This window comes from Roseibium sp. R5, assembly GCF_055755305.1.
The window spans coordinates 2,350,007-2,361,581 of record NZ_CM146910.1 but is presented as its reverse complement, the minus strand read 5'-3'; the positions used below and the strand labels follow the sequence as shown (position 1 = coordinate 2,361,581).

Annotated in this window: 14 protein-coding genes; all 14 read right to left on the bottom strand. The window is 57.2% G+C overall.

The features are described from left to right. The 14 genes from AC0J4F_RS10980 to AC0J4F_RS10915 all read right to left on the bottom strand — a co-directional run bounded on the left by AC0J4F_RS10980 (position 1) and on the right by AC0J4F_RS10915 (position 11,574). Positions 1-663 (bottom strand): phage tail protein, encoded by a 663-nt coding sequence (locus AC0J4F_RS10980; RefSeq protein WP_473026260.1) that lies wholly within the window; start codon positions 661-663, stop codon positions 1-3. Next, positions 660-1,622 (bottom strand): hypothetical protein, encoded by a 963-nt coding sequence (locus tag AC0J4F_RS10975; RefSeq protein WP_473026259.1) that lies wholly within the window; start codon positions 1,620-1,622, stop codon positions 660-662. Before AC0J4F_RS10975 ends, AC0J4F_RS10980 begins: the two co-directional genes overlap by 4 nt. Next, positions 1,619-2,026: a GPW/gp25 family protein gene (locus AC0J4F_RS10970; RefSeq protein ID WP_447235530.1), complete on the bottom strand. Its 408-nt coding sequence runs from the start codon at positions 2,024-2,026 to the stop codon at positions 1,619-1,621. Before AC0J4F_RS10970 ends, AC0J4F_RS10975 begins: the two co-directional genes overlap by 4 nt. Further along, positions 2,023-2,592: a phage baseplate protein gene (locus tag AC0J4F_RS10965; protein WP_473026258.1), complete on the bottom strand. Its 570-nt coding sequence runs from the start codon at positions 2,590-2,592 to the stop codon at positions 2,023-2,025. The genes AC0J4F_RS10970 and AC0J4F_RS10965 overlap by 4 nt, the downstream gene beginning before the upstream one ends. Beyond that, on the bottom strand, positions 2,589-3,239 hold the full coding sequence (locus tag AC0J4F_RS10960; RefSeq protein WP_473026257.1) for a hypothetical protein: 651 nt from the start codon (positions 3,237-3,239) through the stop codon (positions 2,589-2,591). Before AC0J4F_RS10960 ends, AC0J4F_RS10965 begins: the two co-directional genes overlap by 4 nt. Next, positions 3,236-3,718 (bottom strand): phage virion morphogenesis protein, encoded by a 483-nt coding sequence (locus tag AC0J4F_RS10955; protein WP_473026256.1) that lies wholly within the window; start codon positions 3,716-3,718, stop codon positions 3,236-3,238. The genes AC0J4F_RS10960 and AC0J4F_RS10955 overlap by 4 nt, the downstream gene beginning before the upstream one ends. After that, the gene (locus AC0J4F_RS10950) at positions 3,719-4,183 is read right to left on the bottom strand and encodes a gp436 family protein (protein ID WP_473026255.1); all 465 of its coding nucleotides are present in this window, start codon (positions 4,181-4,183) and stop codon (positions 3,719-3,721) included. 21 nt (positions 4,184-4,204) lie between these two features. After that, positions 4,205-4,771, bottom strand: coding sequence for a hypothetical protein (locus AC0J4F_RS10945; protein ID WP_473026254.1), 567 nt, complete (start codon positions 4,769-4,771; stop codon positions 4,205-4,207). A gap of 255 nt (positions 4,772-5,026) precedes the next feature. Further along, entirely contained in the window at positions 5,027-5,992 is a 966-nt protein-coding gene (locus AC0J4F_RS10940) for a capsid protein (protein WP_473026253.1), read from the bottom strand. Positions 5,993-6,047: 55 nt separating this feature from the next. Beyond that, a complete protein-coding gene (locus AC0J4F_RS10935; protein ID WP_473026252.1) occupies positions 6,048-6,422 on the bottom strand; it encodes a hypothetical protein in 375 nt (124 codons plus the stop codon). Next, positions 6,419-7,405, bottom strand: coding sequence for a phage protease (locus AC0J4F_RS10930; RefSeq protein ID WP_473026251.1), 987 nt, complete (start codon positions 7,403-7,405; stop codon positions 6,419-6,421). The genes AC0J4F_RS10935 and AC0J4F_RS10930 overlap by 4 nt, the downstream gene beginning before the upstream one ends. A 249-nt stretch (positions 7,406-7,654) precedes the next feature. Beyond that, entirely contained in the window at positions 7,655-8,491 is an 837-nt protein-coding gene (locus AC0J4F_RS10925; RefSeq protein ID WP_473026250.1) for a hypothetical protein, read from the bottom strand. 100 nt (positions 8,492-8,591) lie between these two features. Continuing rightward, on the bottom strand, positions 8,592-10,265 hold the full coding sequence (locus AC0J4F_RS10920) for an ATP-dependent nuclease (protein ID WP_473026249.1): 1,674 nt from the start codon (positions 10,263-10,265) through the stop codon (positions 8,592-8,594). Between the two features lie 100 nt (positions 10,266-10,365). Further along, a complete protein-coding gene (locus tag AC0J4F_RS10915; protein WP_473026248.1) occupies positions 10,366-11,574 on the bottom strand; it encodes a phage head morphogenesis protein in 1,209 nt (402 codons plus the stop codon). Position 11,575 lies beyond the last annotated feature (1 nt).

Below are 11,575 nucleotides of genomic sequence, written 5' to 3'. Positions count from 1 at the left end.
TTACAGCCTCTTTCGATCGACAAACTGACCGAGCCGGATGCCGTCATCGATGTCGATGTTGTCGTCAATGGTGATGATGCGTTGGTGCCCGAAGTCCACGCGGCCTTGAGTGGCACCGTTCTTGGCAGCTCGAAGCGCCTTCAAACAATTCTTGATCGGCTCGCGGGAGGCCGTCTTGAGGGGGGAGCGACCGAGGAAACTCCGGCCCAGCACAAAGGCGTTTTTCGGCTTCTTGATCCGGATCCGAACCAGATGCCGGTTGAGAAACGGCGGGTGCCCGATCGGCATGCGCCGCTTGACCGTGCGGCCCACCACAACACGCTGCGGATAGGACATCGTGTCGATCAACTCAGCACCGACCAGGGCAAGGTAGCGCCGCACGCCTTCACGGGTGGTTTTAAGGCCTGCTAGCTTCTCACCCGGATAGGTCGTGGACCGGCCCGCAAACTGCGCAACGGCCTCCCGCTGCTGAGCCTCTGTCCAACTCGGGATCCAGAGGTCTGCGCCATAGTGGAAGGCGAGGAACGGCAGGAACCGTGCCGGTGTCCGGTACGGATCCATGAGGATCTCATAAGGAACGTCCAGGTCGTAGGACAGAACCTTTGACATGATCCGTTCTTGAACGTCCGCACTGTCCGGCTGAAGGGTGCTGAAATCGGTCATGGCAGCACCTCAGGGATCAAGGTGACATCGCCCAAAACCGGGATCGTGTACGGCTCCGCTTCAACAGACACGGGCGCATGATCTTCAATCGCCCACACGCCTTCCACGAAGGACGGGCCGGTAAGGTATTCCGGCTGGATCTGCGCGCCGATCAGCATGCGCCGGGCCGCAGCTGCTCGGATCGCAGCTTCGACCTCGGCGAGAACAAGATCCAGCGCCGGACCGTTACCGAGGACCGTGACGGTTTGGTGCACGTTGTAAACGTGACGCTTCGCGACCATGACCTGAAGGCCCATCCCGTCCAACATCCGCTTTTCGCTCAAGACGCGGGCGCGGATCTCAGAAAGGATTTCAGCCGGTGGTGCCTCGCCATTTGGCCCTGCAAGGACCAAATCCTGATCCCCGCGCCGGTTGAGATTACCGAGCTGCTTATGGACCTTCCAGCCATTCACGCGGGCATCCAGCATGCCGGTGCCATCGGTCAGCGCTGGCCAGATGTCCCAGGCATCATAGAGGATCCCGCCCGTTGATCCGACGGCAGGCAACTGGAACGAAAAGAGGTACTGCAGCAACAGGCTTTCGTCGGTCTGCATGACCGCTGGTTCGGTTGCCGTTGCTTCCTTCCGGATCTTGCGGGTGACCCCTTGTCCCATAACCAAGTTGTCCAGATTGGTGCCCTTGGCAAAGGGTGCAAGAAACGCCTTGATACCATCATTGACGCGGATCCGGTCCAGAAGCCGGACCGTTGCGACCGCCTCCATCTGGATCACGGCCGGGTCGGTCAGCTTGTTGCCAACGTCCCATACCGGCCAGTCCGGATTAGCCAGCCGGGCCGCCGCCATCTTCGCCTGATAGTCAACGATCAGCTCTTGGACCAGCGCCTCATATTCGATCGCTTCTAAAGCATCTGGAAACGGCAAGCGAGACAGATCCGGAGCGGCAGGTGCGTAAAGCTTCATGCTGGCACCTCGGACCGTCTCAAGGCGCGGAGCGCGACCTTGGCCGTCACCGGCTCGGCAACGTCATAATTCCCGAACCGTCCTTCGGGGTAATAGGTCCCGGAATGCGACAGGCCAAGAACACCCTGACGGGTCAGGGCAACCAGCTGCATTTGCTGAACCCGGTATTCATCCTCGTAAGTGTGCGCGGCAACTGTCAGATCGGTGTAGATGTCGAGCGCAAGCTCCGGGGTGATGTCCTCGCCCAAGTGCGAGCGCAGCTCAGCCCCGAACGCCAAGCGCATGGACCGGGTTCCAATCCGGGTCTGCCAGATCTTGCCGAGGCTTTGCGCGCAATGTGGCCAGCCGCGCAGGAACAACCCCGTGCGGGCGCAGGTGCCGGTGCGATAGCGAACAGCTCTCATCCGGTGGCCCTCACTGTGCTGGAGCCTTCAACGATCGGCCAAAGGCCCGCAGAAGATCCGGTCCCAACCTGCACCTTGTCACCAACCCGCGCGACCTTCTGACCGCCTTCGCCGGACAAGTGAACGTCATTGCTTTCAACGATCACTTTCGGGCTGATGACGCGGGCTTCCTCAGCTTTCAGGCGGACCGTGCTCTCGCCAAACATGACCAGGGCTTCATCCGCCTTGTTCGACGGCGGCGGGTTGTCCTCATCGTAGGTTGACCAGATCGCTTTGCTGGTTGTTCCGATCGTTCCGGACGGGCTGTGCAGGTCCATCTGTTCGTTGTCGGCCGGGGCTGAATGAACCTGCAGACGGCCCGCGCCGGGCTCGGGCCAACGCACGGGCGGTGACAGGATTTCCGATCCGTCTTCGCCGGTCGCAAGGATCAAGCGGACGGTCCGGTTTTCCATGTCCTGGGATCCCGGCTTGACCTTGCCGGGCAGCACCATGCGCGCAAGACGGCCATTGGTCTGGATCAGCTGACGGCGCAGGGTGCGCAGCTCGCGGGCGGCAAGATCGATCACGATTGCCCCCCATCATTTTCTGCATCCTCTTGGATCATCGCAGCGATTTCAGGCGGGATGCTGGTTTCGTCCAGGAACTTCAAGCCAGGGCCGCGCTCTTCGTCATGGGCAACAAAGGCCGGTGTTGGTCCACCAAGGAAGTCTTCCCCGAGGTCGATCAGCATCTGCGTCCAGGTCACCGCATAATAAGCGGTGCCTTTCTCGTAAGCGGTCGCCGTGAAGATTGGTTTGAACATCGGACCGGGATCGCCTTCCGGGGGTGTGATCCCTTCAAGGCCCCATGAGGCGATGTCCGCATTGTGCAAGATTTCAAGAAGGCGGGTTCCGATCGCGTGCGCCAGCTCATCCCGATCGACGCGGCGTCCTTCGATCGGCTTGTCTTCCGTCACGATGTAGGCGGCAAGATCAACGGGCATGCAGTATGTGCCGCTGACATCGCGCGGGCTTTTGACAGCCGTCCAGCCGATCGCAATGCCGGGTGCCCTCACAAGCTCGCGTTTCACAACGTCGTAGATGTCGAGCTTGCCGATATGGGACTTGACGGTAACGCCTTTAAAGAGGGTTTTAAGGCGCGCGGTCACCGCATCCCGCAAGGGTGTCACAGGATCGTTTGCAAGGAGTTCGGTCAAGGTGGCCGGTTCAATCACTGGAGACCTCCTAGCCCGAGAAAGTCGGTGACGAGATCAATCATTTCCTGACGGTTGTCATCAGACAGGCCAACGAACGGACGGGCCGGAATGGTCACCTTCTTGGCGCGGATGAACTGACCGCCGATCGAGAACGACAAGGCGTCGGCAGTCTTCGGCTCTATCACCGCGCCGAACTGATGGACATGGGCATATTCCCAAGTCGCGCCCCACTCGGCCGCATCGGCCTCATAGGTGCTGGCAATGCTGTCGAGAAGGTTCCGGCCGGTCTTGCGCAGAATGGACGTGCCTTCAAGGTTCTCCGCCCAGGCCTCGCCGTCCGGGGAAGTCTTTTCCTCTTCGATCCGCCGGCGCGTCTGGCTTTCGCCGAGCGCTGCGATCGCCGGGGTGACTTCCGCCGTATCGAAATCAAAGATCGGCCGAAGACGGACAAGGGCCTCGTCCAGATCCGATGTTTCCATGCGCAGGGAAAAGCTCATTTAAACACCCCTTAAACGATCGCGGGAGAACACCCGGCCGGGGGCATCAATCAGCACCTCATTCGGAGAGGTGACAGCCGGATCATTGGAACCTTGCGAACCGCTGCCATCGGACAAGAAGGACAAACCGCCGTTACCTTTGGCGATCGCCTCAAGCCGTTTGGTGGCGTTCTCATAGCGTTCCTTGATCCGCTCATTGGATCGGGAAAACGAGAGGGCGACGCGGTATAGGGCGATATCGATCGTGTAGACCTGCAAGACGCCCAGGCTGTCCGCGTCCAGGCGGCCCAGTTCATCCGAACCGTACCGGGCTCTCAAGATCGCGCGCACTTCCAGACTGGCGTCCGATAAACTTGCTGCCACGCGGTCCGCATCCACAAGGCCGGTCTCCTCGTCCGAAGCTAGAATAACCAGCTCGTTCGGATAACGGTTGTCGATGTCGGCCAGCGTGGCATAGACGGTCATGGTGGGTCCCTGACGTGTCAGTTAGTCTTCGAATTCGCCTTCAACAGCGAGATTGCGTTTGAGGTGATTGAACTCGGCAGGGGTCACGGTCACCTCGTCGCCGGGTTTCAGCATTTCGCCGTTCATGCGGACATGACACAGGAGCACGTGCGGCCGGGTTTCCGGTTCGTCGTCAGCAGCTGCTGTTTGCGCTGCCTGGTCGTTATCACCAGCTGCCTCTTTGGCTTCGGCTTCTTTCTTTTCCGACGCTGCTTTCGCCTTGGCGGTGACATCGGCGACGGCTTGCTTCTTGGCAGCTGCCTTGTCCCGTTCTGACGGCTTTTCATCGCCTGACTTTTCATCATCTGGCTTTTCGTCAGCACTTGCCGTTTCATCACCGGTCACCGCGTCTGCTGACGGTGTTTCGGTCTGAGCGGTTTCGCTTGCCGTTTCTTGGGTGGCGGCTTCTTCAGCGGCCTTTGCCGCTTCCGCATCTGCCGTTTTTGCAGTCTTGGTTTCATCAGCCTTGGCGGTTTCATCGCCATCCGGCTTTGCAGTTTTGGGGGCAGTTTTGGGGCCAGTTTTGGGGGATGTCTTGCGCGGTGCCATCTCATGTCTCCGGATTGAAAAGTGTACGAGGCGCGACCTGGGGTCCTTATGAGCCGGATGCTTTCAACCACCCGAAAGCCGAATGCGCGGGTAGTGCTGGGGGCCTTGCGAGCCGTACCAGACGCCTCTCTCAGGTATTTCGTCGCCACTGTTTGCGCTGGCCTCCCAAAATGAGACCCACCAGCCAGCGCGGGGCTTCGCTGGATCTGTCTCGTCACAAAACAGATCCAGCTCGCGGCACTCCCGAAACGTGGATTAGGCGGCGACCGGGTTTTGGATCAGGTAGCCAACGTCTTTGGCCGCAATCACTTCCTTCACCCGTTCGCCGGACCGGATCCGGAAACCACCTTCAAGGCCAATATCCGGATCCTCGATCCGGCCAGCGACCCGTGTGCCGTAGGTTGCGGTAAAGCCCCAGGAGACCTCGTGTTGCATATGGGCGGAGGGGTCGACGTAATGCGCGGCGATGAAGTTGCCCCAGGCGCGGGTGAGGTTCACCGGCTGTCCCGGCCGGGCTGCATTCACATGCGCGTCCCCCACCAGCACTCGCTTGATGGAGAGCAGATCGGCCAGCTGCTCTTTCGTGATGAAACCTTCGTTGGTCAGATTGCCCTTGATGGCATTGACCAGTTTCGGGTGCCGCTTGATCCAATTCCAGACCACATTGCCCATGGTCAGCTGATTGGCCCGGTAAATCAGTGTTCCCTGAAGGGCCGTGTCCAGCACGCCGAGGGGGTCGGAGTTGGCGAAGTCGGAGAGCTGGTCGCCCCCGGCCAGAACAAGGCGGCGGGCCGCTTGATAGTTGTTCGGATCCTGAACCACCTTGGCGACCCGCACTTCGCGGTCCAGCTGGGTGATCTTGGTCAGCATCATGGCCGAATGTTTTTCCGGATCGTAGGTCGACCGCTTTTGCGCGCGGGCTTTTTGAGCGGCCTCAATGTCCGAATTGGGAATGGGAACATCCAGACCGTAATCCTCGACAGAGCCGTCGCGTTCTTCACCGCTGAAGACAATTTGATTGACCTGACCACGGCGGCCGACTTGCGTATCAGGAACCGTGAAGGCTTCGTCGATCGGATATTCGGTCCATTTGAACTGCTCTTGACCAACGGGCTGGCGCGGCATGACATCATCAGCAATGAGTGCCTGCGCCGGGTTGGAATAGCCAATCGCGATGGCAGTCAGCTCCGGATCGACAACAAAGGGGCGTTTGGTAGCCATTTGAAAGAACCTTTTAACGGGCGTTTAATGCCTGAGGGTTTGAAGTCCGGGTGCTTTAAGCCGGGGTGTTGAGAATGCCGGGAGCGACAACCATGTCGAACCGGTCGTTTTCAGCTGCGTCCGACAGTGCGAACCCGGCAAAACGAACGATCGACCCGGCAATTGGAACGGCTTTCACCGCGCGGCCATCAGGACCGGCCGTGATCGGATCCCCGAAATCAATGTCGCCGCCAGAGACGACAGGAGCCGGGCCGGACAGGATGACATCGACCATGTCGCCGGTTTCGATATCGAAGCTGTCAGCAACCCCAAGGATTGGATCGGTCGCATCGGTCGCGGTCATCACTTCGCGGTCAGTTGCGGACGCTGCGACCAGACGCAGTCCACTCGTCAGGGCATTTGCCCGGAATGATTTGATGAGCGGCATCATTTGCCATCTCCTTTCACGTGGTTGACAGCGTCAATGATGTCGACGGTGATCCCCTTGGCTGTTTGCTCTGCCTGATAGGCGCTGGCCTTTGCCGCCAGCTGGACCGGGTCCAACTCATCGCCGCCATCGGCAGAGCCAGCGTCTTTGTCGTCGAGCCCGGATGCTCCGAGCCCCTTGGCGGTGGCATCCAGCAACGCCTTGACCTGCGTCAGGCCCTCATCGGTTGCACACAGTGAGGCGTAGTGATCCCGCTGTGCAGGCAGGATCTTCTTGTCCTTAAGTGCACCTTCCAGAAGTTCATCGACGTGCCTTTTGCGGGTGTCGGCCTTGAGCGCAGCCAGTTCGCCGGTCGCGGCTTCCAGCTTGGCAAGGGTTTCGTCATGGACGGCCTTATCGACCTTGCCCGTTGACAGGGTGGAAATGGCAGTGAGGCACGCGGCCTCATCTGCGTCCGCCGTGAGGCCAAGAGCCTCGGCAATCGCATTCATGGGAGCTTCCTTCAGTTCGTCAGGGGATGCAGACGCAAGCGCAGGCATGGACAGCGCCGGTGCAGATACCAGGGCAACGGAATGCAACCACGTCGCAGATCCTTGCTTGGTATGGGTAAAGGTTGGCGAGATGAAACGGCGGGTTTTGGCTTCCAGCACGTCCCGGCCGGTTTGCAGCCAATCAACCCGGCCATAAAGACCATCGGCGCGGGCATCCAGTTCCTTGATCCAGCCAACCGCTTCCGGCTTGCCGCCTTTGGTGATGCCGTGATCCAGATCGATCGGAATGTCGATGCCGTCTTTTTGAAAGCGGGCGGCGAGCTTTTTAGGATCAAAAGTGAAGGACCGGCCATCGCGGGTGACCGTTTTGCCAGCCGGAAGGATCTTGATCCATTCCGGGGCTTCAAAGGCTCCCGTTTCGGCATTGGCCGTGGCGATCTCGGTCACCACGTCGCCCTGGGCGATATCGGAATGTACGGTGGTCTTTTGGGTCATGCCGCCAAGCTACGGTGACGGCACACGCCTTACGGGGCTGACAGCTGTCAGCCGTGGCATTCAGGATCGGTTCGGGGGAGTGATTAGAGGCTAACAGACCGAGTTTTGATACGCCACCCGCAAATTGCATCGCGCTCGGAGAGACAGGATCGTTTTTAAACGGGGATTTAACAGGCTGGAGGCCCCTTGGGGTGATTTCGCGGGTATTGACGCGTCTAAACCCCTCCAGCGCGCTCACAGGCCGTTTTTTTAGATGGCCCCGATCGAAGCCTCGCAATTCTCCAACACGGTGATGAAGGCTTCAACATCTGCGGGCGCTGCTCTTGGAAACTTCGCATCGGAGATTTGCTCAGCATATGTCCCGGCTAGTTTTTCGAAAGCCCCGTCGATACTGAAACAAGACCCATGCTGATATGCCCGGTCACCGTCTTCCGATGTCTTAGCGATATAAGCCAGCTCCCAACTCGTCTTTCGGGCAGGCAAAAGAGCTTCAATGACAATTGCCCAACTTAAAGCGTTTCTGGAATTGGAAGTCGCCATGGAGGGCGGCAGGGTCTTTGGATCAAGCAGCTCAGTTAGGAGCGTTGCGCCTTCTTTATAGGAGTTCAGGACTTCAGGCAGGATGACATCCACACTGCGTAGGTTGGAGTTTGGGATTAGTCCTAACTCGGCTTGGCAGTCCAATACTTGAAGCGAATAGATGCTGAAATGCACTGCGCCCGCAAAAGGGTCTTGTGCTTCTCCGATGGTCTCCGCATACCGAGACAAGGCGCGCGCTGCAGAGGAACAATCCGAGTAGTCTGCGTACTGAGAGCTGGATCCGTCGCCAGACTTGAGGTCTTCGAAAAACAACTGATCGAATTGTTCAGCGGCTTCAACCAAGCGCTGTTTTGCAAGGTGGATTTCAGAAACAACCATTTGGCTTTCCAAACGGCTGCGATCGCGCTGGATCCGATCGGCCAAGAAACTGGTGATCTCATACAGCTCTGAGGCCGCGTACCGGGCCTCCATTGTGGATGGATTATCATCAGCAGCGGCCTGCCAACTCACAAATGCAAAAATCATGGCTAGAGCAAGAGACTTCATCGGCATTGCCTATCGTTTCAAAAAATACCATATTGGGTGCGTGGCGGCGCAAAATCGGTGGTGCCGGTCAAATGCGACCGCGAGGGGTCACGTCCTCCCGTCACTGATTTTGCTCGATTTTCAATGGCATACCCTTCCTATGTGGATTGGAAATCCATTGAGCTATGCGTCGCAGAAACTCCCAAACATCGGTCGTGCCGGGCTTTAAATAGGTAGGGTCGTTAGGGTCTGACCCCATCTTATTGAGTACATTGACCACCCAGTCTTTTTTGCCGAGTTGGCCGCCGAGCTTTGGAAGCCAGCTCTCCAACTCGCCCCGTGTAACAACAAAAATTCCGTAGTCCGCCATGCGATCAAACAGATCGATTGCAGCTTGACGGTCGGAACCTGCTAGCACTTCAACACCGCCATCAGTTTTCATGTCTTTGGATGTTGCATCAAACGCATTTTTTACTTCTCTTCGATCATTCCCCAATCCTTGATGTTGCGGGGTTGGAAAATTCGATGCCTTCAGCCACTCAGTCCAGACGGTGCCGCCCTCTTTCACTATGTCAATGTCGGGAATTCCCACCACGGGAACACCGAATTTTCTCATAGGGCCCAAGATCTCTCGAATCGTTTGCTTATTCTGAGCATTTACAAAATGAAGGGTTGGCAGATCGGGGTTTTCTTCCTTAAGGCGATGATAAATTTCTGAGTAGAATGCTCGATCATTATCGCTTTCAGTTACCACCATTCCATCGTGGAAAAGCCCGGCAATTACGTTGCCACTACGCATAAGTGGGCGTTGAGTAAGCATGTTAAGTTGTTCGCTGTCGACCAAATATGCAGAAGATTGTCCCTTTCTTCTTTCAACCCGGATGATGTTGACTTTCGCTCCTGATGAAAGGCACCCCATTACAAAGTCCGGACTGTGGGTTGCAGCAATCATCGTTCTATTCCTCCCCTCCGGCCCTTTGCTTAGAATGCTGCCCAACCTCCGTACCAATGGCGGGTGAAGAAACGCCTCAGGTTCATCAATCATGAGCGTATGGATATGAGGCTGAAAGTGCGCAATCATAATGCCAGTGTAGGCCTGCACTCCATCGCTGGCTTCCTGTATGCTCCGAGCTTTTACGAAGAACTTTTGGGCTTCTTCGGAGAACATCTTGGCAAGCTCGCCTGGGTCTTGTTCGGCTTGCCGGATCGCGAGGGTACTTCCATTGGTCAGAGGGTCGAGTAAGAAGTGGAAACCAAAGACTGCTCGGATTTCCTGGATGATTGATTTTTCTACCGCATCGGATCTAAAAATCTCATCCAGAAACGTGTTTGGAGGAGCTCCCAGTGATGCTTTCGCCTGAGGTGCTACCAAACTGAAACGCGATTTGCCATCAAGCAGCAACACGCCGAGACCAGCGACCATTTTCCACCATCTTAGGTCACTAGCTCCTTCGTAACAGAGTGTTTCTAATGCTTTTTTACTCACTCTTGTTTGTGTGAGGCCACCTGATGGACGAGCTACTCCCAACTCAATAATATCATCATCACGATCCTCGGAAGTTATTCTATACTTTAATGCCTCTGCGACCGCATTTTCGGGTGCTGGCCACTTAACTTTAATCTCTGAAACAGCAGCCGACTTCAATGAACCTACGTTTGCGTTTGATAGTTGATCTATTTCTCTCAGAATATAACTTTTACCGGAGTTATTTGGACCAACGATTATCGTGACCTCGTCCGAGCGTATTTGTACTTGATCGTTATTATCGAAACGCAGCGTAATTGATTGCAACAAGATCAATCCTCTTAAGTGAATGTGCAAAATGGAAATCGAACCAGTAGTACCGACCTATTGATCTCGACCATTGAGTGAATTTATGACCAGTGACTACCTGTCAGTATTCAACCCACTTTAAAGCACGATTTGCGTTGACCCGGTAGAGTGTATGCAACCTTAGATATCCAGCCGCTGAACGCTTGATCACCAGCTTCCACCATGCCCCGCCAAGCTGGACATAGACGGCCCGCTGCAACGCGTCCCGGCCTTCATCAACGACCCTGCCGGTTTCCAGCATGTGGTCGACCAGAGAAAAGGTGTCGATCGAAACCAGCGTGTGCTTGCCGGTCTTCACCGTCATGGTCTCCGATGAAACCACGATCAAAGGCGAACGTGCGTCGAGCGTCTTCTGCAGAGGACTGGAGACGGCGACCGGCAATTGCACCCGTTCTTTCAATCCGGCCAACACACGCGGTGCGGATCCGTCGAACAACTCGGCAATCTTCTGGCGGGCAATGTCTGGCCCGGCGTCTTCCAGCTCTTCAATCAACCGGGTTGATAGTGTGCGGGCACGGGAGAGACCCGGATTGGTATGCCATCCGGGATCAATGCCATCCGGGATCTGACTGACCGCACCGCTGCGCCGGTTCCGGAACGGCTGCGTCCGGATCTCCGGGGCTTCGGAGACAATCTGGACGGTCTCCCCGTCGATCGACATTTCACCGGCATTGATGAGCCTCTCCGCTTCCCGGCGTGTGATCTGACGGACTGAGCATTTGCAGCCCCAGCCATTGGGCGGAAAGTGCGTTGACCAGAATGGATCGTCCACGGGAAGAACTATCCCTGCCCAGGCAAGATGCTCTTGCCGTGGATCAGCTGCGGATGTGCGGACGTAAAGCAGATAGGGGAGCGCTAACTTGGTCCGCTGGATGCGATCCCATTGTCCGGCCGCACGTGCCGCGCGCATGTTTGACCAGAAGATTGTCTTCAAACGCCGGGAGCGGGAAAAGTCCACCTGCCGGTCTGGATCCTGCCCGGTCGGATCGGCAACGGCCCTTGGGCCCCACCACCCTTGTGCCTTGAGGCGCTCGGCAATCTTGGCTTTCCAGTTCTCAAACGTTTCACCGTTTGCGATCGCCTCATCCAGTGTGGCCCGAAAGGCTCCCAGCAGTTCGGTGTCGACCGCCTTGGCCACCGTGAATGCGTAACTGTGTTCCTCCGCCCAGACGTCGCCCCAGGAGAAGGCGGGCCGCAAACGCTTTTGCCGGAAATAGTCCGTGACCTCGCGCGGTGTCTTAAACCCTTTGCGAACCGTGGTTTCCGTCATT